The following is a 23,911-nucleotide window of genomic DNA, read 5'->3' as shown; positions in this document are numbered from 1 at the left end:
AAGAATCACGTATTAAAAAGCACGGCAATTGCCGTGCTTTTTTATGGGTAAATATTAGATGTGGTAGCTAAAGGTTAATGCCTAAAGTCAGCCATTAACGCCGGTATGCCAGGTAACATGCCTACAATTGCCATTACGGTGGTAAGTAACACAAACATAATAAGTGGAATCACCCAGCGGCTCATTTTAGTTAATTCTGCGCTGCGCTCTTTACAACCAATTAGCCCTAAGTTATCAAGTAACATAGTAAGCGACCAACCAAAAGCCGGATTAACCAAGGTTGAAGCAAATACCACAATAGCGGCTGATTGCGTTGTTTTACCTTCGCGTGTCATTTCCATGCCAGCCTCAAGTAGCGGGATAAACACGCCCACAATAAGCGCAACACAAAGCACAGGCTGCCAAATTGCTAAATCCATAGGGTAACCCCATAAACCAGCAATAATACAAAATAATGCAGTTAAAATAGCGCCAGCAGGAATAGGGCGCTTAGCAATAGCGGCAGGCACAATATAAGTACCCCAAGACGAGGCAAAGTTAGCACCACCGGCAAGTGAGCCAAACGTTTGTCTAACCGATGCACTTAGCATGGTGTCGTCGATATTCATTTGCACTTTTTCGGTGCGTTGTGGATAGCTTATTTTTTGAAATACTTGATGGCCTAAAAAATCAGGTGACCACATAGCAACGGCGAGCACTGCAAATGGGAGTACAACAACAAAGCTTTCAAGCGTTGGTAGGCCAAGCATCCAACCTGTGTTTTCGCCCCACCAGTATGCTGGGTTCATATTTGGTAAACCCGGTGCAGTATGAAACTCAAACGGTGCACCTAAAGCAAAGGCAACCACACCACCAATAAGGCAGCTCAATGGCACCGCTAACCAGCGCTTTTTAAAGTGCTCTAAAAGTGCATACAATAAAATGGTGGCTAAAATAACAATAAATGCAATGTGTGCCATATCAATGGCTTCAGCCCAAGCAAACAGCTTTTTAACTTGCGAAATAGTGCCAATAAAGCCCAAATAAATAAGTAGTCCGCCACACACTCCTTTACTGGTTAGGCGCGCGAGCATACTTCCTCCCTTGGTTATGGCTAAAATAAAACCAAAGGCACCAATGAGTAAGCCAAACGCCATAGGATGGCCGCCAGCTGCAACTACAATAGGAATTAATGGAATAAGTGGGCCGTGAGTGCCGGCTAAGTTGGCTGTTGGTAAAATAAAGCCTGAAAACAAAATGATAAAAATAGAAACAATGAGTAATTCGTAACGCACATTTTCTAAAACAAACGCATCGCCTAAACCAAGAGGTGCCGCGAAAGTTGCTGCAATAGCACCCACCATAACCACTTTACCAATAGTACCGGCCATTGCTGGAATGGTGTCTTCAAATTCAAATCGGTAATCTCTAAACGGTAAATTAGGGCGCCAACGTTTAGGCTGCATAATTTGTAATTCATGTTCGAGATACTCGTCGCGAGTATTAAACTCTGAGCTCGGTTTATGAAGCTGCTCGTAGCTTTGAGCATCCTTGTGCGTGTTTGATGGTACATCACCGGGCGGTGTAGTTTGCATGCGTTCTCCTGCAACATTGTTGCTTAGTCAAATAAATACGGCTTTTGTTAAAGCAAATGAATATTGAACATGCAGGGTAAATCAGCTTTTAGGCTGGGATGTATAGGCAAAAGGTCGTGCATGGTTGTTTTTAATACAGTTAATTTAAAAAACTGCTTTACGTTAAAAATTATAAAACTATACAAAATAATTTAAAGTTACTATAAATCAATGGCTTGTTTTTTATTTTAAGGAGTTTGATCACTGTTTATAGCGGGGAATAGTGTTAATGCAAGGTTATTATCCTTTAGTCTTAGTGGTTGTAAAAGCAGCTTTTATAGGATTGGTTCAGGTTGAGTGATATATAGCTCTATGGGATAAAGTTTTGATCCGGTAGATATAAAATTTATTCCACGATAAAGTGCGCCTCTATAGCTGGTACATTAAATTTAATTCAAGCAATTGATTTTAATATCAATTTAAAGTTGACAGTTTGCATGTTTGTGTGTTATTTGCAACGAGTGAGTTTAATCTATATAATAGTAACTATAAACAGATAGTTTTATCTTAATCAATAGATTCCATATAACTTTATTAACAAAGGAGGTGCATACTAAAAGTAACGCAGATAAACCCATTCGATTTTGAGCTAACCACCTACAAGCACAGCTACCTTCAAACTAAAATAAATAATACACATTAAGTTTAACCTTAATGTGGGTTTAGTTGTGCTTATAACAAAATAAGGAACCAGATAATGGAAAACAACAAGAATAATACTTATATTGACTGCACTATCATCACAATTAATACCCAGCAGAGTAAGCAAAAAACTAAACAAGAGAATTCTCATTGGAGCCTAAGTATTAATAATCTACTGAAATTTTTATTAGCTTTATGTTGTTTCTTTACAAAGCTAATATTTAGTTCATGGTTCGGTACTAGCATTTACCCAAGTATAGCTAAGTTATTAGTATGTAACTTTGTAGACAGTTATTTGTCAATTATTAAGTATTTACTCTTCCTTTTTATATAGTGGGTAGGCTATTAATTAGGAGTATATAGCTTGTTTTTGCAAAACTAGTTAAGGCCTCAATAAATACTGAGGCCTGTATTTATCAATTTTTTACCAAATCATTTCTACAAATTCAGGGTGGTCGATATACGGATTACGATTACCTTGAAACTCAAATGCGGCTTGGTTACGGTCTAATTCCATTTGACTCACAGGGTCACTGTTATGCCAGTTAAGCAGCATTGCTACAACCCAGCTTTCAAATACTTTATTGCTTGAGCCATTAAGTACCGCATTACTTGAAGTTGTTTTAGTTTGCCAAGAACCAATTATATTTTCGTAGCGCGTTGCCATGTAAAAATAAGCGCGAGCAAAGTCACCTTTAAATTCGTCAATTGGCTCAAATACAGTACCTGAGTAATTTAATGAACTTGCGGCAGAACCTAATTTACTTCCGTTAGTTGATGTAAATGAAGCGCTTGCTACTTCACCAAATGGGAAGTTACTACGTTTTGAGTTTACATAACCGTCGGTTGCGTAAATATGATGCACATCTGAGTTCATTGGCTCAATAGTGCCGCCAAACCAGCTTTTAGGGAATGAATGCTCACGGTTGTAACAGCCGCCTTCTCCACTATAGTTACCACATTGATCGCTCACCGCAGCATAATTGTAGCTGTCAGAGCCGTTTGGTTTTTCGCTATACATATCTAAAATGCTGTTATCGTTTTCAAAGTATGTATCACGTGCTGATGAGTCGTAAAAATTCCAAATAGCCGAGTAACCCTGTGCATTATGATCTTTAATAATATTATAAAGCTCAGTTTTTAGTGCATAACCCGATAACCCTTGAGCAGTAACATAGTAGCCAGTGGGTGTTGGGTTGGTCCCGCCGCCATCACCAGAGCCACTACCTAAAGTAAATGCTGTGCTGTCTGTATTATTAAAACTTGCACCGCTAGCAAATGTGGTAGAGCCTTGCTTAAGTGCATAACTGCCATTACCTGTTGAACAACACATGCCATCGCCGTAGCTGTCGTTAATAACAAGTGTGTAAGTTCCATCAGTTAGGCATATTTGCTCATCATACTGAGTGTTTGATGCGTAACCACTGCCGTTAGCAACAGCACTACCTTGATTGTTATTAACGGCCCAGCTAGTTTCGCTACCGTAATTATCGGTACTAAGCGTTAAGATGAGGCTATTGTCAGTACAGCTTGTTGATGCGCTGCCATCAGCGTTTGGTAAAAAGTTATCTACGTATACGGTTTCGCTGCCATCAAATCCACTTACATCGTAAAACCTAAGGCCAACACTAATTGTTTTATTACTGCTTGCTGTATAGCTATGGCTAACTGTTTGCCATTGGTTAGTTTGTGCTTGATTTGAATAGCCTTGATAACCATCTACATACAAGCGAGCTTTAATTTTACCTTCGGTGTGGTAAACATCAGCCGAAAAGTTATAGGTTTTACCTGCTTTTACAGCAACTTGTTGTAGTAAATCAGTGTTACTTTGCGATCCTGTTGTTACATTGACAGCAGCAGAGCTACTACCACTTTTAACTGTACTGGTTGAGCGAGATAAAGCAATTCCGCTATCTATCGTAGTCCATGCATCAGGTGTATTACCTGACCATTGTTCAAATCCGCCATTAGCTACATTGGCCATTACAGGTAATGAGCCAAGTAACAATGCGGTACTAAGTAGTTTATTTTTATATTTCCCGTGTAACATAGTTGTTCCTATTTTTATTTTGAATGAGGAATATACCCTACATTAGTTAGGTTACAAAATTGTTAATTTAAAGCACTGTAAAAGGCAATAATCGCCCTTTAATCTGTTTTTGAAGGTGTTTTTATAAATTAATAACTAAATGGAATATCAAAGCAGATTCTATTCTTTTTTTATCTATGCAGAGCCCGTTATCCTACATACTTAGAAAACCTCAACAGATACGCTCTGGATGAGGTAAAACTCATTTTTAACAATACACAAAGTGTGTTGTGTTTAATTTTCAGGGTTATGGGGAATCGATTCATGTTGTTAGGTCAACTAAATGCTGCGGCAAGCCCGCTATCGCAAGATCAAGTACAAAAGCTGCAAGGTTTAGTGGCTGAACTTAATCCAATTCAACAAGCGTGGGTGAGTGGTTACTTAGCTGCAAATGCTAATTCGGCTGCGTTAGGTGCACCTACGGCAGGCGTACCGGCTGCGGGTGATGCAGCAGCGCTAACTATTTTATATGGTTCGCAAACAGGTAACGCAAAAGGTGTAGCTACCAAAATGAAAGAGCAGGCTGAGTCGCGAGGCTTAGCAGTTAAGCTTGTTAGCATGTCAGATTACAAACCAACAGCCCTGAAAAAAGAAAAGTTTTTAACTATCGTTGTATCTACTTACGGCGAAGGTGAGCCACCTGAAGACGCAGAAACACTTCACGAATTTTTAGCCACTAAAAAAGCGCCAAAACTAGACGATGTAAAAATAGCGGTTATTGGCTTAGGTGATTCTAGCTATGAGTTTTTCTGCCAAACAGCAAAAGATTTTGAAGAGCGTTTAAATAAACTCGGTGCGCAAACCATATATCAACGTGCTGATTTAGATGTAGATTACGAAGATGAAGCTGCAACATGGATTGCCGGTGCAGTTGATGCATTCGAACCTGATTTAAAAGCGCAGCAAGAAGCCGCTGGTGGTCAAGTTGTATCAATGCCATTTGGCGCACCAACGACCGCTTCAAGCCAATACACAAAGCAAAATCCATTTGAAGCAGAGCTATTAACAGTTCAAAAAATTACCGGTCGCGACTCAACTAAAGATGTACGCCACGTTGAAATTTCGCTTGAAGGGTCAGACATTACTTACACACCAGGTGATTCGTTAGGTGTGTACTTTTTAAATGATGATGTATTAGTTGATGAAGTACTTACACTTACTCAAATAGATGCAACAAGCATTGTAAAAGTAGGTGATGAAGAGCTAAGCGTACGTGATGCACTTATTGAAAAACTAGAGCTGACTCAGTCATACCCAGGTTTTGTAGAAAAATACGCAATAGCAACTGGTACGCCTGAATTATTAAAGCTTGTAGAAGATAAAGCTGCAATGCGTGCGTATATTGAACCTCGTCAAATATTTGATGTGATTCGCCAAAACCCTGCAAACATTGATGCGCAAACATTAGTAGATTGCCTACGTAAACTACAAGCTCGTTTGTACTCAATTGCATCTAGCCAAGCTGAGGTTGAAGACGAAGTGCATTTAACACTAGGTCTAGTGCAGTTTGATACATTTGATAGCGAGCATTTAGGTGGTTGTACGGGTTACTTAACTCGTCGTGCAGAAGAAGGCTGTAAAGTTAAAGTATTTAGCGAACATAACGACAACTTCCGCTTACCAACTAACGATGATACACCTGTGATTATGGTTGGCCCTGGTACGGGTATTGCGCCGTTCCGTGCATTTTTACAAGAACGTGATTCGCGTGAAGCGCAAGGCAAAAACTGGTTGTTTTTTGGTAACCCACATTTCACTCAAGACTTTTTATACCAAGTAGAAATACAGGGTTATTTAAAATCGGGTTTACTTAACAAAGTAGATGTTGCATTTAGCCGTGATCAAGCCGAAAAAGTATATGTGCAAGATAAGTTACGCAGTAACAGTAAAGACGTGTTTGAATGGTTAGAAGCCGGTGCTCACTTTTATATTTGTGGCGATGCAAATCGCATGGCAAAAGATGTACACAACGCCTTGCTTGATATTGTTAAAGAAAACACAGGCAAGAGCAATGAAGACGCAGAGCAATATTTAAAAGATTTGCGTAGCGCAAACCGCTATCAGAAAGACGTGTATTAATCACGTTTCTTATTTTATTTAACAGCTAACAGCCGTCACTGTAACAAATTTAGGATTTAAAATGAGCGAACAAGATAAAAACGTAAAACTTTCTGATAACGAACGTTTGAAAAGAGAAAGTAACTTTTTACGTGGCACCATAGAAAAAGATTTAACAGACGAAATTACCGGTGGCTTTACAGCCGATAACTTTCAGCTAATTCGTTTTCATGGCATGTATCAACAAGATGACCGCGATATACGTGGAGAGCGCGCTAAGCAAAAGCTAGAGCCGCTACATAATGTGATGTTACGTGCACGTATGCCTGGCGGTATTATTAAGCCAGAGCAGTGGTTAGCAATCGACAAGTTTGCAGATGACAAAACAAGCTACGGCAGCATTCGTTTAACAACGCGTCAAACGTTTCAGTTTCATGGAGTGTTAAAGCCTAATATTAAAGGCATGCACCAAATGCTTGATAGCGTAGGTATAGACTCTATTGCTACAGCGGGTGACGTTAACCGTAATGTACTTTGTACCACTAATCCCGTTGAGTCTGAGTTACACCAAGAAGCTTACGACTGGGCTGCAAAAATTTCTGAACATTTATTACCAAAAACGAAAGCGTATGCCGAAATTTGGTTAAATGGCGAAAAAGCAGAAACCACAGAAGAGCCAATTTTAGGATCTAACTACTTACCGCGTAAGTTTAAAACCACGGTGACTATTCCACCTAACAACGAAGTTGATGTGCACGCTAACGATTTAAACTTTGTGGCAATTGCTGATAACGGCAAACTTGTTGGTTTTAACGTATTAGTGGGCGGTGGCCTTGCCATGACGCACGGCGATACAGCAACTTATCCGCGTAAAGCAGATGACTTTGGCTTTATTACGTTAGAAGATACCTTAAAAATTGCAGAGCATGTTGTATCTGTGCAGCGCGATTGGGGTAATCGTTCAAACCGTAAAAATGCAAAAACTAAATACACATTAGACCGTGTAGGCGTTGATGTATTTAAAGCAGAAGTTGAAAAGCGCTCAGGCGTTACGTTTGCACCAAGCCGTCCGTTTGAGTTTACTCATCGTGGCGACCGCATTGGTTGGGTTGAAGGCATTGATGGTAAGCACCACTTAACGCTATTTATTCAAAGTGGTCGTATTTTAGACTACCCAGGCAAGCCGCTTAAAACAGGTTGTCGTAAAATCGCAGAAGTTCACCAAGGTGACATGCGTATGACGGCAAACCAAAACTTAATTATTGCTGGCGTACCTGCAGATCAAAAAGCCGTGATTGAAGAGATTGCACGTAGCCATGGCCTGATTGACGACACAGATTCGCAGCAGCGTAAAAATTCTATGGCGTGTGTTTCACTGCCAACGTGCCCACTTGCAATGGCCGAAGCAGAGCGTTACTTACCAAGCCTAGTAGAAAAAACTGAAGCATTACTTGCTAAGCACGGTATACCCGATGACAGCATTATTATGCGCGTTGTAGGTTGCCCTAACGGCTGTGGCCGCGCAATGCTTGCAGAAGCTGGTTTAGTGGGTAAAGGCCCAGGTAAATACAACGTTTACTTAGGTGGTAATTTAGAAGGTACACGTATTCCTAAATTGTACCTTGAGAACGTAGGCGAAGACGTTTACCTAGAAGCATTCGATAAGCTAATTGGCCAGTGGGCTAAAGAGCGTAACGAAGGTGAGTGTTTTGGTGACTTTGTTATACGCAAAGGCATTGTTGCTGAAGTAAAAGTATCAGTAACCGATTTTCACGCATAATTTAATACCAGCGCTTAGCGCTGGTGAGGCTTGGAATTTTCCATGAGTGAATTTAAAAATATTTTACAGCTAGATAAACAAAGCCAAACGGCAATGTTAGCTGATGCTAATGGTTTACTAGCGGGTATGAGCGCTGAGCAGCGCGTTGCATGGGCGCTTGATAACTTGCCTAATACGGCATTTTTATCATCTAGCTTTGGTATTCAAGCAGCAGTGATGCTGCATTTAATGACCTCACAACGCCCAGATATTCCTGTTGTATTAACCGATACTGGTTATTTATTTCCTGAAACGTATCAGTTTATTGAACAAATGAGTGAGCGTTTATCGCTTAACTTAAAGGTGTATAGAGCGCCGCTTAGCCCAGCATGGCAAGAGGCTAAATTTGGTAAACTATGGGAGAAAGGGGAGGACGGCATTAAGCAATATAATCAGCTTAATAAAGTAGAGCCGATGACCCGCGCGCTAAAAGAGATTGAAGCCGGTACTTGGTTTAGTGGCCTGCGCCGCGATCAATCATCATCGCGTGCTGATAAACAGTTTGTAGAAATTAGCCGTGGCACGGTTAAAGTGTACCCAATTATTGAATGGTCTAACCGCGACGTGTATCAGTACCTAACTAAGCACGATTTACCTTATCACCCATTATGGGAGCAAGGTTATGTGTCGATGGGCGACGTGCATACAACGCGTAAGTTAGAACCTGGAATGACAGAAGAAGAAACTCGCTTTTTTGGTTTAAACCGAGAATGCGGACTACACATGGATGGTGACGGTATTTAACGTTACTAAGTTGTAGTTAAATCAATAACAACAACGCAGCTTAGGCTGCGTTTTTATTTTCTTTAATTAGGGTACAAAAATTGCCTAATTAAGTATTTTTTATTAAACTCAAGGAAATAAAGGATTAATTAAAGCAGGAACGCTATGAAATACTTTACCTACTTAGCTATATCAATCATGGCTATTGCAGTCATCTCTTTGTTTTATTTAAAAAAGCCCGATGGTCAAACATGGCTTTCTGCATCATCTATTAGTAATGAATCTCAGCAAATTAAAGAAAAAATGGTCGCGCTTTCAAGCAATACTCTAGATCAAGCTGTGCAGGGCGTTAAGCAAGCGGGCGATAAAATTGCGAGCAGTATTTCTGATGAACCAATGCCTGCAAGTACTAACTCAAGTAGTAAAATTTTTAAGTGGCAAGACGAAACCGGTCAATGGCACTTTTCTGATACACCTAACCCGCATGCAAAAAGTATTGAAGTAAAACTCGATCCTAAAGATATTACTGTTATTGCTGCAGAAGACACGTCTATTTTAAATACCTCTCCAAGTACAAATACAATGTCGGCTGCACAAGAGGGGATCAGTATTTTGAACCCAGACTCTGTTAAAAAGCTATTTAATGACGCCGAAAATGTAAAAGACAAACTAGAAAAACGTAATAAAGAAATTAATAATTTAAGCGCACTTTAGCTATTCTGAGTTAGGGCTTTTATGGTTTTTTAAATAACGTTTTTCGGCTTCCATTAACAGTATGGTTAAATATATTTTAGTGGGAAGTGATAATAGCACCCCTATAGCGATAAATGCTGCCGCTGTAATTATTCCTTTAATACCATGATTAACAGTGAAATAACTCGACACAATTAAAGAGTGGCCAGTCACAATAAGGCATAATCCAAACACTATTGATGTTTTAAGCAGTCGAATAATCATTATTTGCGACATAGTCACCTCACTAAGAGTAACCCTAGTGTAGGCCGGCTTTAAATATTCGGCATTGATTTGAAACAATAAACGGCACACATAAAAAAGCCCAGCTTATTACTAAACTGGGCTTTTAAATGCACTAATTACAGCGCGTATTAATCGAGCATATTACGCAATACATATTGTAAAATGCCGCCGTGTTTGTAGTAATCCCACTCTTTAGGGGTATCAATACGTACATCAGCACTCAAGGTTACTTTTTTACCTTCGGCATTGGTTGCAATAACAGTGACTTCATCTGTTTTGTCGAACAAGCCATCAATATCAAATTGTTCTTGCCCAGTTAACCCGTGCGACTCGTAGCTTTCACCTTCTTTAAATTGCAGCGGTAATACACCCATGCCAATTAAGTTAGAGCGGTGAATACGCTCATAGCTTTGTGCTACAACGGCTTTTACACCAAGTAACAGTGAGCCTTTAGCCGCCCAGTCACGAGATGAACCTGTACCGTACTCTTTACCCGCTAAAATAATAAGTGGTGTATTATTTTTTTGATACTCCATAGCAGCATCATAAATGCTTTCTAGCGTATCGCCAGGCTGAGTACGTGTTACGCCGCCTTCAGTACCTGGGGCAAGTAAGTTTTTAAGGCGAACATTGGCAAACGTGCCACGCATCATCACTTCGTGGTTGCCACGGCGTGAGCCATACGAGTTAAACTGCGATTTTTCTACACCTTTTTCTTGCAAGTACAAACCTGCTGGCGAATCGGCTTTAATAGCTCCTGCTGGAGAAATATGGTCAGTGGTTACTGAATCCCCAAGTTTAGCTAAACAACGTGCACCCTCAATAGTAGGAATACCTGGTGGTTCTACTTTCATACCGTCAAAAAAGGGTGCTTTTTTAATGTAGGTAGATGCGTCATCCCAATCGTAAAGTTTGCCATCTGGTATTTTAATTTGCTGCCAACGGCTATCGCCTTCGTAAACGTTAGCGTAGCTTTTTTCGAACATTTCTTTAGTTACTGTTTCTTTAACTAGGTCACTAACTTCTTTAACACTTGGCCAAATGTTTTTAAGGTAAATATCGTTACCGTTAGCATCTTGGGCAAGGGGTTCGTTGTATACGTCAATATCTGTTCTACCGGCAATAGCGTAAGCTACAACAAGCGGAGGAGACGCTAAAAAGTTCATTTTAACATCTTGGTGAATGCGTCCTTCAAAGTTACGGTTACCCGATAAAATAGAACTAACCACTAATTTGTGCTTTTGAATGGCATCAGATATTTCAGTTGGAAGTGGGCCTGAGTTACCAATACAAGTTGTACAACCGTAGCCAACAAGGTTAAAGCCTAAGCTTTCTAAGTCATCCATTAGGCCTGCTTTTTCCAGGTAGTCGGTAACTACCTTAGAGCCTGGCGCAAGTGATGTTTTAACCCAAGGTTTTACATTAATACCAAGCTGTTTTGCTTTTTTAGCGACTAAGCCTGCGGCTAAAATAACACTTGGGTTAGAAGTATTAGTACAGCTGGTAATCGCGGCAATAACACAAGCGCCATCGTTTAGCTCAAACTCTTGGCCTTTAAATTTAACCTTAGCGGCACCCATAAACTGCGCTTCGTTAACTGGTTCGTCTGGGTTTGTTGCTGGGCCTTCACTTTCAATACGAGCTTGTTCTTCATCGCTTTTATCGCGACGAGCCATACGCTCGTCTTGGAAGCCTTTTAAATGATCGCCAATAACTTTGCCAGCTTCGTTTAGGGCAATTCTATCTTGTGGACGTTTAGGGCCTGCAAGGCTCGGTACAACATCATCTAATTTAAGTTCAAGTGTATCGGTGTAGCTAGCTTCGTCGCCATCGTTACGCCATAAGCCTTGATGCTTAGCATAATCTTCAATTACTTTTAGCTGCTTTTCGTCGCGGTTTGTTAAGCGAAGGTAGTTAATGGTTTCATCATCAATCGGGAAAATACCACATGTAGCACCGTACTCTGGTGCCATATTCGCTATGGTAGCTCTGTCTGCAAGTGGTAAGTCGGCAAGGCCGTCACCATAAAACTCTACAAATTTACCTACTACGCCGTGGTTACGCAGTATTTCGGTTACCGTTAGTACTAAGTCAGTCGCGGTTGTACCTTCAGGTAATCTGCCGCTTAGCTTCATACCTACTACTTGTGGAATGAGTAAGCTAATTGGCTGTCCGAGCATAGCTGCTTCGGCTTCAATGCCGCCTACGCCCCAACCAAGCACACCTAAGCCATTAATCATGGTGGTGTGAGAGTCAGTCCCTACAAGCGTATCTGGGTAAGCGTATTTTTTGCCGTCGCACTCTTCATTAAAAACAACGCGTGCTAGGTATTCTAAATTTACTTGGTGAACAATGCCGGTTGCTGGTGGCACTACTTTTAAATTATCAAAAGCGGTTTGTCCCCAACGCAAAAATTCGTAACGTTCTTTATTTCGGTCATATTCAAGTTTTGCATTTAAATCAAATGCACCATCATTGCCGTAACCATCTACTTGTACCGAATGGTCAATAACAAGTTCAGCAGGCGATAACGGGTTTATTTTTGCGGGATCTCCACCTAGTTTTTCCATTGCGTCACGCATCGCGGCTAAATCAACAATAGCGGGTACGCCGGTAAAGTCTTGCATAACTACGCGAGCGGGGGTAAAGGCAACTTCAGATGCAGGTTTCGCTTGAGGGTCCCAATTAAGGAGGGCTTGAATGTCTTGTTCTTTAATATTTGCGCCGTCTTCGTTACGAAGAAGGTTTTCAAGTAATACTTTTAAGGAGAAGGGCAATCGTTTCGCTTTGTCGCCAAGTCCTTTTAGAGAATGAATATGATATTGCTCACCATTTATTGTGAGCTGATGTTGGGTATCGAAACTATTATTCATTATTTGCCCCTTTATGAATTAGAAAAATATTTTGAAGAGTGACCTCTGTAGTGCTTGAGTTGCAAAGTGCATACCAGTGTAAAAAATCGTGTTTAGAGAACGAGTTTTATACAGTTAATATAGTAGAGATGATGCTGAAAAGTTTAATTTCAAGAGATGATTTGAAAGAGGTAGGGTCAAAAGTTATTTCGACCCTTATTAATACCAATTTTATTAAAAACATGATCATTTTATCGTATTAAATAGCGCACTCACTGCGTTAAAAATTATTCATATAGAACAACTATATGTCGTAATTTTCGCCTTGTTATTACGCTATTTTCTTAGCGCTATAATAGATCACTAATTTAATGCAATTGGTATAATTACCGTAACCAGCCCTGCTGCTTACCTTTAATACTCAAACAAAGTAAAGCAATGGCAATAATGATTACAAAAATAGGCATAAATACAGCACTTGCGCCAAGTAGCTCAATACTCTTTATGACCACAAAATTATAATATTGCTGAATTAAAATAGCGCCGAGCGATAGCGCAAAAGTAGGTGTTGCCAGCGCGTTTTTAGCAAGTAAAAACAGACAACCAAAAGTGCTTCCAAATACAGCTATAGCAAATGCAATGGTTGACCAAATAGGAGCGTTAGAGTAGGCAGCTTGTTGATCTAGCGGAAGTTTATCTATCATTTCGGGTGTCATCATTATGTGCATAGCAAATGCAATAACGCCAAGTAAGTTCCATACGAGTGCCGCCCATACAACGGGCTTAAACCAATTTTTAGGTGTTTTAACAGACATTTTATAACCTTGTTTTTATTATTATTAACTAGGTTATTAAAGAGTAAAAAGGCCAACTATACAAGTTGACCTTTTTATATAAAAAGAGGGCTTTTAAATGCTTAACCAAATGAAATAGGTCGACGACCTGTTTTATCATCTACTTTTGGTTTTTTAGTTCGCTTACGCTTACTTTTAGCTGGCTGATTTGTTGGTTGTGGTGCAGCTTGCTTTGACTCTGCTTGAGTTTGTACCGCAGGTTTTTCTGCAGGGGTTGCATCTTCACTTAGCGCAAGTTTAAAAAATTCACCATCAAATTCTAATACATCGCCACTGTATAATTTTTTCCGCTTTATTGTACAAATTTCATGGTTAACACCCACATAGCCTTCGGTAATTAGGTTTTTAGCTTGGCCGCCACCTTCAACTAAGTTTAATACTTTTAATAATTTACAAAGCTCAATCGGCTCTTCTTCTAACTCTATTTCTATATATTCTTCGTTCATATTTGCTCTCGGTGGGGTAACGCACAGGCTTTAGTATAAAGGCTTACAGCGACTTTTGCACCAAAGCAAGTAACTTTAGATAGTGGTAATACACAATTAGTTATGAAAGTTTTTAGGTATTTTATCTGTCTTTAAAAAAACTGAAGCAATTAAAAGTTAAGCTTCGTTGCAATCTTTTTTACGTATGGCTCGCTAATTGCTAAAACTCTGGCGGATTAATCAATGTGTAATGAATACATATAAACGGAGTAGAAAATGGGCGTAAGATTAGCAATGAAAAAAGAGCTAATGGGCTTAGATAATTCAGATATGTTGACCGCAGATGATGTTAGGTCACATCTTACTAATCAAGTAAAAGAGCAAAAGGAAAATGCTGAACGTGGTTTTTCTGTGATTTCAAAATTTAACGATCACCATAGCCGCTTAGTGAGTGGCGATATGAAAAAAAAATCGGTACTTGAATTTCAACGTCATCGTTTATTTAAAGAAGTTTTATACACTCGTAAAAGTGTTGATGCGTGGTTAAATAGCCAAACAAATTAAATTGCTATAAATAGTTACCTTTAATAGACTACAAGCGTAATCAAAAGGGGTAACTATGAAAAATGGAATTTTAATATATGTGTTGGCATTACTATTAGCTGCGTGCCAACAACCTACCGTGTATGTATTTAGTGAAAACTTGCAAGATGAACAGCGCGATCAGCTCGATGCTGCGCTAAAAGCACAATCGCTCCCTTATGAATATGTACCGCTGGCAATCCCATCAGAGTTTGGTGAGGCTACATTACTCTTATCAAGTGACAAAATTTACCCAAAAGAGACTGAGCAGTTAGCTACTATTATGCAGGGGCTAGGTTACGAGCCACAAGTTAGCTATACAACGCGTTCAAATCATTTTTATGGTGATGGCAATATAGGCTTTTATCTAAAAAATGCAGTGGCGGGTACAACCTTTGTTATGCCTAAAAAGTTACGAACAACTCAATGCAGCGAAGACAAGTACAATGATTTACTCGTCACATTTACAGATAAATATGCCGACTTTACCTTACCAAGTGGTGCGGTTGTGAGGCTTAATTGGGAGTATTTGTATGGGTATGTTGTTATTTATTATAAAATCTATTCCCAGACATATAGCCACTCACAGCCGCTTGTAAATACTCCCTTTGGCGCCAAGCCATCCGATACTTACAGGTTTACAGCTCATGTTAATAACCCCAGCTGGCTTGATTGCTCACTACAAATTGTTTATATGGACTGAGTGATAGAGTTAACCGTGGGTTTCTATATGCTCGCTAAGTTTTGCAATACGCAGACTCATACCTTCTATAATTCGGTCTTTAATTTTTTCACGGATAACGTTAGGTAAACGGGTGAGTGCTTCAGGGGTAATGGCAAGGACGATACTGTCGGTTTTAGCGCGTGCGCTAGTGCTACGCTCTCGGTTATTTATAAAAGCGCCTTCACCTATAAATTCACCAGGTACTATCGTTCCAAGTTCTAGCAAATGATTATGTTTAAATACTAACAACGCACCGCTAAGTACAATATATAAGCGCTTGTCGTTATCGTATTGCTTAAATAAAAACTGATGCTGGCTTACTAAATATAACAGGCCGAACGACTCCAATAAGACTTGGCGCTCGCTGAGCGTAAATTCTTTAAAAAAGTGCAGCCTGTTTATAATTTCCATTTGTTTGAATAATGGAATATGTTCGATTAGCTTCATCAATAACCAAATGTGTTAAAAACGTTTAATTAGCTAATATTGCGCTCTTTTAATTTTCGGGTCAACGTGTTGCGTCCCCAACCAATTTTTATAGCGGCATCTTGCTTATGGCCAGAGCAATTAGCCAGTGCCGTTTTTATTAAGCGGGTTTCTAGCTGAGCTTGAATGTCAGGCCAAATATTTTCTTTGCCTTGTTTAAGTTCTTGATTAAGCCATTGCTGAAACGCATCTAACCAATCACCTTCTTCTTGAGTTGGTGTTGCATCAAGAATTTCAGGCGGTAAGTCTTGCTCGCTCACAAGCTCACCCGGTGCCATTACAGTAAGCCAGCGACAGGTGTTTTCTAATTGGCGTACATTGCCTGGCCAATTAAATAAACGTAACTGCTCAGTCGCTTTAGGGCTCAGCACTTTGCTTTCTACTTGTAGCTCTTTAGCGCTTTTATGTAAAAAGTGTTGCGATAAGCTTTCTATATCTTCAGTACGCTCTCGAAGAGCAGGTAAACGTAGGCGCACAACATTAAGACGATGGAATAAATCATCCCTAAACTTGCCCTGTTTAACTAAATCTTCAAGGTTTTGGTGCGTAGCCGCAATAATACGCACATCTACTTTTATACTTTGATGGCCACCAACGCGATAAAACTCACCATCGGCAAGAACGCGTAATAAACGTGTTTGTACATCAAGTGGCATATCACCAATTTCATCTAAAAATAGTGTGCCGCCATTGGCTTGCTCAAAGCGGCCTTTACGCACGCTGTCGGCGCCCGTAAATGCGCCTTTTTCGTGGCCAAATAACTCTGACTCAACAAGCTCTTTTGGAATGGCTGCCATGTTAAGTGCAATAAATTGATTTTCTTTACGTGGGCTATGATTGTGCAGCGCACTGGCGACAAGTTCTTTACCTGTTCCAGATTCGCCATTTATTAATACGCTCATGCTAGAGGCCGATAGCTTACCTATCGCTCTAAATACTTCTTGCATGGCGGGTGCTTCACCAATTATATGCGCACTTTTTGGTGGAGCTTGCTTACGCTTAGTTTTTTTAGTGGAATTTGCTCTGCATGCGCTTTCGACTAGTGCTACCGCTTCGTTTAAATCAAACGGCTTAGCGAGGTATTCAAAAGCACCTTTTTGAAATGCATTAACGGCAGAGTCTAAATCTGAATGCGCGGTCATTATAATAACGGGCAATCCAGGGTTTTGCTCTGCAATAAGTTCAAGCAACGCCATACCATCCATACCTGGCATTCGTACGTCCGAAACTAAAACAGTAGGTTGGCTAAACTTCAATGCGCTTAATACATCTTGCGCGTTAGAAAAGCTTTCTGCGTTAAACCCTGCACGGGTTAGTGCTTTTTCGAGTACAAATCGAATAGAAGCATCATCATCTACAAGCCAAACTGTTTTCATGCAAACTCCAAACATTAATCTGCAAAGGGCAGATAGATATTAAATTCAGTATGTCCAGGCCAGCTATCACATTCTATATAGCCATCATGTTGATCAATCAGTGTTTGCGCTATTGAAAGGCCCAACCCAGAGCCACCTTCTTTATTGGTGATCATAGGGTAGAACAGTGTTTCGCGTACACTGGGATCAATACCTGGTCCGTTATCAGATATTTGGATCAACAAGGCTTTTTTAGGTGCTTTACCCGGGCGACGATGCTGATGATTTATGCGGGTTTTTATTGTTATTTCACCGCCATCTACAAGCGCCTGTTGGGCATTTCGAACAATGTTTAATACCACTTGCTGAATTTTGCCTTGATCAATGTATACATCAGGAATACTCGGGTCGTAATCTTTAACTAAGCTAATGTTAGAACAATTATCTAACGTACTTAGCCTTGCAACTGATTCAAGTGATTGATGTATATTGCCATACGATTTTTGAGGAAGTTGATTGGGCCCCAAAAGCCTATCTACTAGCTCGCGTAATCGGTCGGCTTGCTCAATGATGAGCTCAGCACATTGATCTCTTTCTTGTTGATCAACCTCATACTGCAATAACTGCGCCGCTCCGCGAATTCCACCTAAAGGATTTTTAATTTCGTGAGCTAACCCTCTAATTAGGTTTCGGGCAGCTTGATATTGATGCATTTGATTAGACGCTTGGTCGTGCTTAATTTCGTCATCGGTTTGGCGCCACTCAAATAAAATATAAAGCGAGCCATTAAACTTAATTTGTCGTGTACTTACGGCTACTTTTGCATGGCGAGAATCGCTAAAAACCACGTCAGCTCTATGCTGCTGGCAATCTACGCCTTCAACTAGTGAGTATTGTTCTATACGCTGTAAATCGATTGAATGGTAGTTAAAAAGGCTATCAAACGGTTGATCTAATAGGCGCTTATTACCAAGGCCAAGCAGCTCGCTGGTACTGGTATTGGCATATACAACGGTGAAGTTTTTATCAAGTAACATGATAGCGGTTGTTTGATTTTGCCAAATGGCATCGAGTAGCTCAGGGCTAAAGTTTTTATTATTAATCATAGCTGCACCATTTTAGTGCGTGGATGTTTGCAAGCAAGTTATATGGTTAAATACACTGCTGCACGTTTAGTAATGCCCCAATTTAGTTACCTAGGTTTAGCCCTTTTCGGTGCATAAAAAATATGCAGGGTTCGCTTGTAGCAATAACTTGGTTTTTACTATTAAAAAGCTTTAATTGTAGTGTGTGCTGACCACGTTCTACATCTCTAATTGCAAAGGTTGAGCTGTCACTGGCTGGGCCGTGTGCTTTACCATCAATAAAAAGTTGTATAGTAAAACCAGTTTCAAAGCGTGGTTTTATTCGGCTAGTTACATAAACAGTGCCGGTATTTTCACGAATAGTCTGGTTATGATCAGGTGAGGAAATAGCAATACTAAAGGCCGCTTGTTGAGGCTGAGGTTGCTCGTCAAAAATGTCAGTATTTGTTGCAGGCATATTAAGATCTTGGCTGGTGAGCTTTACCTCTTGGGCCCCTTTATGAGGGGTGTCTGAGAACACTAATACGCCATTTTTATCTTTCCAAGCGTATATTTTTGTTTCACCGGCATAACCATAATTACTTAATCCTAAAGTAATTAATAGTAATAAAATCTTGTTATTCACTCTGCAGCCCTGCATTTTTATCGGTAGCTTAACTTTAGTGGAGTTTGTTTAATTTTACCATTAAAAAAGCCCGCAAAGCGGGCTTGAGAACACACATATTTTTTACAGCTTAATTAACAGCTGTAGTACATTTCAAACTCAACTGGGTGAGTTGTCATGTTAAGCTTTTCAACTTCTTGAGACTTAAGTGAGATGTAAGCATCGATTAAGTCATCAGTGAATACGCCACCTTGAGTTAAGAATTCACGGTCTGCGCTAAGTGCAGATAGTGCTTCGTCAAGTGATGCTGCAACAGTTGGAATTTCTGCTGCTTCTTCAGCTGGTAAGTCGTATAAATCTTTATCCATAGCATCGCCAGGATGGATCTTGTTTTTGATACCATCAAGGCCAGCCATAAGCATTGCTGAGAAAGCAAGGTATGGGTTAGCAGTTGGATCCGGGAAGCGTACTTCAATACGACGACCTTTTTCAGATGGAACCACTGGGATACGGATTGATGCAGAACGGTTACGTGCAGAGTATGCAAGCATAACTGGTGCTTCAAAACCTGGTACTAAACGTTTGTACGAGTTAGTAGACGCATTTGCGAAAGCGTTAATTGCTTTAGCATGCTTGATGATGCCGCCAATGTAGTAAAGCGCATCTTCAGAAAGGCCGCCGTACTTATCGCCAGCAAAAAGGTTAACACCGTCTTTAGCTAAAGACTGGTGACAATGCATACCAGAACCGTTATCACCAACAACTGGCTTAGGCATAAACGTTGCTGTTTTACCGTATAAGTGAGCCATGTTATGGATAACATATTTCATTTCTTGAATTTCATCCGCTTTTAATACCATTGTATTAAAGCGAGTAGCGATTTCGTTTTGACCTGCTGTTGCTACTTCGTGGTGATGTGCTTCTACTACTTGGCCCATTTCTTCTAGAACTAGACACGTAGCTGAACGCCAATCTTGGAAGTCATCAACTGGAGCAACAGGGAAGTAACCGCCTTTAACACCTGGACGGTGACCAGTGTTGCCATCTGCATATTCTTTATCTGAGTTCCAAGCAGCTTGCTTAGAATCAATTTTGTACATAGAACCAGACATATCTGATTTGTATTTAACATCGTCAAATACGAAAAATTCTGGCTCAGGGCCAAATAAAACAGTGTCTGCAATGCCTGTAGAACGCATGTAATCTTCAGCACGCTTAGCAACAGAACGCGGGTCGCGCTCATAGCCTTGTAGTGTAGAAGGCTCTACTACGTCACAACGTAAAATTAATGTCGCTTCTTCAGTGAAAGGGTCTAGTTTGATTGACTCAGGAACTGGCATTAATACCATGTCTGATTCGTTTATGCCTTTCCAGCCTGCAATTGAAGAACCGTCGAACATTTTACCGTCTTCGAAAAAATCTTCATCAACTTGGTGATGAGGAATCGATACATGTTGCTCTTTACCCTTAGTGTCAGTAAAGCGTAAATCAATGAACTTGACGTCATTTTCTTTAATAAAATCTAAAACCGATTGTGACATGTGTCCTCCAACTATTGGGTTTTGTTATTGCTGCATAATTGCTTTGGTATTTACTAAGCTGATTTTGTGCCATTATTGTAACTGGCTGTTTATAAATTAAAAAAATATCATTGCATCAAAATGGAATATATAAACGCACCATATTGGTGCGTAAATATTCCATTTCGGTGCAAAATTTACAGAGCGTAATTTGTTGTTAATTTAATCAGCTGAAATTAGCATAACCTAAATGTAAAAGAGTAACAAAAAGATCGGAAAAATAGCCAAAAAGACTGTTTTTCAAAAAAATATTGAAATTTAATTCATATAATTGTCATATATAAAACAGATACTTAGTAAAAGTATTGAGAAAGTTTTAAAATATGTATTGGATAAACTTTCATCCATGTCATTAATGAGGGATAATATGCGCCCTTTTAAATCCTATGCTGGGACATCTCGCGAAAGCGTGGATGAGTGCGTAGATCTTGCAGGATCATTGAGAATTTAATTTCTCTGAGTAAATATATGAGCATCGAAAAGTTAAGAAATATAGCGATTATCGCGCACGTTGACCACGGTAAAACAACTCTGGTTGACAAACTACTTGAGCAATCAGGTACATTAGAAACACGCGGCGGTAACGAAGAGCGCGTGATGGACTCAAACGACATTGAGAAAGAACGTGGTATTACCATTTTGGCTAAAAACACAGCCATCTCTTGGAACGACTACCATATCAATATCGTAGATACTCCGGGACACGCCGATTTCGGTGGTGAAGTTGAACGCGTACTTTCGATGGCTGACTCAGTATTATTACTTGTTGATGCTCAAGAAGGTCCAATGCCACAAACGCGTTTCGTTACGCAAAAGGCATTCGCGCAAGGCTTAAAGCCAATCGTAGTTATCAATAAAATTGATAAGCCAGGTTCACGTCCTGATTGGGTTATGGATCAAATCTTTGATTTATTCGACAACCTTGGCGCAACTGACGAACAGTTAGACTTTAAAGTAATCTACGCTTCAGCTATCAACGGCTGGGCAACACTAGATTTAGACGAGCCATCAGACAACATGGAACCTATGTTCAAGATGATCGTTGACGAAGTATCACCACCGGATGCAGATCCTGAAGGTGACTTCCAAATGCAAATTTCTCAACTAGATTACAACTCTTATGTTGGTGTAGTTGGTATTGGTCGTATTAAACGTGGTTCTGTTGCTCCTAACCAACAAGTTACTATTATCAGTGCTGATGGCACTACACGTAATGGTAAAATTGGCGCAGTACAAAGCTACCTAGGTCTTGAACGTATCGAAACTGATAGAGCTTACGCTGGTAACATCGTAACTGTAACAGGTATTGGTGAGCTTAAGATTTCTGATACAGTTTGTTTCCCAGGAAACGTTGAAGCATTACCACCATTAAGTGTTGATGAGCCAACTGTAACAATGACATTCTCTGTAAATAACTCACCTTTCTGTGGTAAAGAAGGTAAGTTTGTAACGTCACGTAATATCCGTGAACGTTTAGACAAAGAATTAGTACACAACGTAGCACTTCGCGTTGAAGATACTGGTAGCCCAGATAGCTTCCGTGTTTCTGGTCGTGGTGAATTACACCTAGGTATCTTAATCGAGAACATGCGTCGTGAAGGTTACGAGCTTTCAGTTTCTCGTCCAGAAGTTATCTTACGTACTGTAGATGGCGTTCTAGAAGAACCGTTTGAAACAGTTACTATTGACTGTCAAGACGAGCATCAGGGTTCTGTTATGGAACAAGTTGGCCTACGTAAAGGTGAACTTACTAACATGACTCCAGATGGCAAAGGCCGTATGCGTTTAGATTTCATGATCCCTAGCCGTGGTTTAATTGGTTTCCAAACTGATTTCATGACGCTTACTTCGGGTTCTGGTCTTATGTACCATACGTTCGATCATTACGGTCCTCACAAAGGTGGCGACATCGGTGTTCGTAAGAACGGCGTAATGATTGCAAACGCAACGGGTAAAGCACTTACTAACGCATTATTCAACTTACAAGAACGCGGCCGTTTATTCATCGGTCACGGTGTTGAAGTATACGAAGGTATGGTTATCGGTATTCATAACCGTGATAACGACCTTACAGTTAACGCCCTTAAAGGCAAGCAGTTAACTAACGTACGTGCATCTGGTACTGATGAAGCGCAAACGCTTTCTCCACACCTTAACTACTCACTTGAGCAAGCGCTTGAGTTCATCGATGATGACGAGCTAGTTGAAGTAACTCCACTAAACATTCGTATTCGTAAGCGTTACCTTACAGAAAACGAACGTAAACGTGCAGGTCGTGGACCAAAAGCATAATCTATTAATTTAGAATTATGATTTTAAAAGCCGCTGTATTGCAAAATACAGCGGCTTTTTTGTGTTTGGAAAGTCAATCCAAATGTCAACGTTAAGAGTTCTACTACTGGGTGATCAATCACTAAGGCTATAGGATTGGTAAATTTATAATATTAAAATTAATTTTTAGATATAGATGATAATATTGCTAGTAAAAGTAGGATACTTCAAAGTTAGAAAATTATATTCAGTTTGCTATGAGAGAGCGCGCGAATGGAAACGATTGAGGAAAAAGTTACTAGATTCAGAACATATAATAGGACTATGATTGCAGCTGCTTTTTCAAAACCAAATCGCCGGCATCAAGGTATTCCAGCTAAGCTATTATTATGCTCAGTCTTTGATTCTCTCTCGATTGCTGCTTTTCCGAATGAAAATAAAGTAGGTCATCGATATCGAAAAACGATATCAGAGCATTCTGGTTGGGAACATAATAATAGAGTTAGCTTATTACAGCTCTGTAGTGTTTTAGAAAGCCACCCTCAATTACCAAGTTCATTCTTGACCCTTAATTCTTGGGCTAAATCAGAGAAAAAGAAACGGTTTTCTAATTCAAATAGCCTGCTATCAATTAACAAAGGGCTAGAGTTAGATCCAACTTTTGAGGAACTTTTAGATAAATGGCCGAAGCAAAAAAATAAGCACCCAGAAACACTCGATAGATTATCTCCAGAGAGGTTCACTCATAAGAATTTGCTCTACATGTATCGGAATAAACTTGCACACGAGTTTAGATTGCTAGGCAATGGTGCTGAATCGCCTTTCAGAGTTGAATTTAAACCTTATTATCAAGAAGTATCAACTGTAACCGATTTGAGCTCTATGGGTGGATTAGTATCCACAAAGACATGGAGACTAGTCTACCCAATTGGCTTTTTTGTGAAAATTGCTAAGAATAGTCTCGAAAGTATATGTATTGAGTACAACTCTAAAGGGACTAGCCCTTTCCTTAATTATAAAGAGAGCGACTTATGGTTAGAGCAATAATAGCTTTACTATGAGAACTTTTTTTCGTTTAAAGTTATCGACTTCTTCAATAGTAATATAGGAATATCTCTAAAAGCGCAGCGCCTCTTTGTGAATAATTTACTTAAAGATTTTTTGCACAAGG

The 23,911-nt window shown here is 39.9% G+C and carries 19 protein-coding genes; 8 read left to right on the top strand and 11 right to left on the bottom strand.

Annotated elements, in window-relative coordinates; genetic code table 11:
• Positions 1–74: 74 nt before the first annotated feature.
• Both I6F54_RS10700 and I6F54_RS10695 read right to left on the bottom strand, forming a co-directional pair.
• Positions 75–1,574 carry a DUF3360 family protein gene (locus I6F54_RS10700; protein ID WP_197141310.1) on the bottom strand — a complete coding sequence of 500 codons (1,500 nt, stop codon included), beginning with the start codon at positions 1,572–1,574 and terminating at the stop codon, positions 75–77.
• 1,105 nt (positions 1,575–2,679) lie between these two features.
• On the bottom strand, positions 2,680–4,305 hold the full coding sequence (locus I6F54_RS10695) for an endonuclease (protein WP_197141308.1): 1,626 nt from the start codon (positions 4,303–4,305) through the stop codon (positions 2,680–2,682).
• Positions 4,306–4,608: 303 nt separating this feature from the next.
• Here I6F54_RS10695 and I6F54_RS10690 point away from each other — a divergent pair, with 303 nt between their 5' ends.
• From I6F54_RS10690 to I6F54_RS10675, 4 genes are all read left to right on the top strand, one after another.
• Positions 4,609–6,423 (top strand): assimilatory sulfite reductase (NADPH) flavoprotein subunit, encoded by a 1,815-nt coding sequence (locus I6F54_RS10690; RefSeq protein ID WP_197141306.1) that lies wholly within the window; start codon positions 4,609–4,611, stop codon positions 6,421–6,423.
• 61 nt (positions 6,424–6,484) lie between these two features.
• On the top strand, positions 6,485–8,182 hold the full coding sequence (cysI, locus tag I6F54_RS10685) for an assimilatory sulfite reductase (NADPH) hemoprotein subunit (RefSeq protein WP_197141304.1): 1,698 nt from the start codon (positions 6,485–6,487) through the stop codon (positions 8,180–8,182).
• 42 nt (positions 8,183–8,224) lie between these two features.
• Positions 8,225–8,965, top strand: coding sequence for a phosphoadenylyl-sulfate reductase (locus I6F54_RS10680; RefSeq protein WP_197141296.1), 741 nt, complete (start codon positions 8,225–8,227; stop codon positions 8,963–8,965).
• Between the two features lie 144 nt (positions 8,966–9,109).
• The gene (locus I6F54_RS10675; protein WP_165739221.1) at positions 9,110–9,658 is read left to right on the top strand and encodes a DUF4124 domain-containing protein; all 549 of its coding nucleotides are present in this window, start codon (positions 9,110–9,112) and stop codon (positions 9,656–9,658) included.
• Here the strand turns inward: I6F54_RS10675 and I6F54_RS10670 are convergent, their stop codons facing one another.
• From I6F54_RS10670 to I6F54_RS10655, 4 genes are all read right to left on the bottom strand, one after another.
• Positions 9,659–9,913: a hypothetical protein gene (locus tag I6F54_RS10670; protein ID WP_165739223.1), complete on the bottom strand. Its 255-nt coding sequence runs from the start codon at positions 9,911–9,913 to the stop codon at positions 9,659–9,661. It abuts the gene before it with no gap.
• 137 nt (positions 9,914–10,050) lie between these two features.
• Positions 10,051–12,795, bottom strand: coding sequence for an aconitate hydratase AcnA (gene acnA, locus I6F54_RS10665; RefSeq protein ID WP_197141294.1), 2,745 nt, complete (start codon positions 12,793–12,795; stop codon positions 10,051–10,053).
• A gap of 365 nt (positions 12,796–13,160) precedes the next feature.
• A complete protein-coding gene (locus tag I6F54_RS10660) occupies positions 13,161–13,589 on the bottom strand; it encodes a hypothetical protein (protein ID WP_197141292.1) in 429 nt (142 codons plus the stop codon).
• A 101-nt stretch (positions 13,590–13,690) separates the two neighbouring features.
• The gene (locus I6F54_RS10655; RefSeq protein WP_010554787.1) at positions 13,691–14,074 is read right to left on the bottom strand and encodes an RNA-binding S4 domain-containing protein; all 384 of its coding nucleotides are present in this window, start codon (positions 14,072–14,074) and stop codon (positions 13,691–13,693) included.
• 255 nt (positions 14,075–14,329) lie between these two features.
• Between I6F54_RS10655 and I6F54_RS10650 the strand changes: the two genes are divergently transcribed.
• Complete coding sequence (locus I6F54_RS10650; protein ID WP_165739228.1) at positions 14,330–14,617, top strand: hypothetical protein; 288 nt, start codon at positions 14,330–14,332, stop codon at positions 14,615–14,617.
• A 55-nt stretch (positions 14,618–14,672) separates the two neighbouring features.
• Entirely contained in the window at positions 14,673–15,338 is a 666-nt protein-coding gene (locus tag I6F54_RS10645; RefSeq protein WP_197119408.1) for a hypothetical protein, read from the top strand.
• Between the two features lie 9 nt (positions 15,339–15,347).
• Here I6F54_RS10645 and I6F54_RS10640 read toward each other — a convergent pair whose 3' ends face one another.
• The 5 genes from I6F54_RS10640 to glnA all read right to left on the bottom strand — a co-directional run bounded on the left by I6F54_RS10640 (position 15,348) and on the right by glnA (position 20,430).
• Positions 15,348–15,806, bottom strand: a complete 459-nt coding sequence (locus I6F54_RS10640; RefSeq protein ID WP_166421825.1) for a cyclic nucleotide-binding domain-containing protein — start codon at positions 15,804–15,806, stop codon at positions 15,348–15,350.
• Between the two features lie 29 nt (positions 15,807–15,835).
• Entirely contained in the window at positions 15,836–17,221 is a 1,386-nt protein-coding gene (gene ntrC / locus I6F54_RS10635) for a nitrogen regulation protein NR(I) (RefSeq protein ID WP_165739232.1), read from the bottom strand.
• 14 nt (positions 17,222–17,235) lie between these two features.
• Complete coding sequence (gene glnL / locus I6F54_RS10630) at positions 17,236–18,306, bottom strand: nitrogen regulation protein NR(II) (RefSeq protein ID WP_010554790.1); 1,071 nt, start codon at positions 18,304–18,306, stop codon at positions 17,236–17,238.
• Between the two features lie 82 nt (positions 18,307–18,388).
• Positions 18,389–18,910, bottom strand: coding sequence for a DUF4124 domain-containing protein (locus tag I6F54_RS10625; RefSeq protein WP_024589531.1), 522 nt, complete (start codon positions 18,908–18,910; stop codon positions 18,389–18,391).
• Positions 18,911–19,023: 113 nt separating this feature from the next.
• Positions 19,024–20,430: a glutamate--ammonia ligase gene (gene glnA / locus I6F54_RS10620; RefSeq protein ID WP_024594310.1), complete on the bottom strand. Its 1,407-nt coding sequence runs from the start codon at positions 20,428–20,430 to the stop codon at positions 19,024–19,026.
• 507 nt (positions 20,431–20,937) lie between these two features.
• Between glnA and typA the strand changes: the two genes are divergently transcribed.
• Positions 20,938–22,761, top strand: coding sequence for a translational GTPase TypA (gene typA / locus I6F54_RS10615; RefSeq protein ID WP_024589533.1), 1,824 nt, complete (start codon positions 20,938–20,940; stop codon positions 22,759–22,761).
• Between the two features lie 252 nt (positions 22,762–23,013).
• Complete coding sequence (locus I6F54_RS10610; RefSeq protein WP_165728330.1) at positions 23,014–23,787, top strand: hypothetical protein; 774 nt, start codon at positions 23,014–23,016, stop codon at positions 23,785–23,787.
• Positions 23,788–23,911 lie beyond the last annotated feature (124 nt).

Origin of the sequence: Pseudoalteromonas sp. SWXJZ10B (assembly GCF_015864475.1) — a bacterium.
Classification (GTDB): Bacteria; Pseudomonadota; Gammaproteobacteria; order Enterobacterales; family Alteromonadaceae; genus Pseudoalteromonas; species Pseudoalteromonas arctica.
The sequence above is the reverse complement of the archived record's forward strand: the minus strand, read 5'-3'. Positions and strand labels throughout refer to the sequence as shown.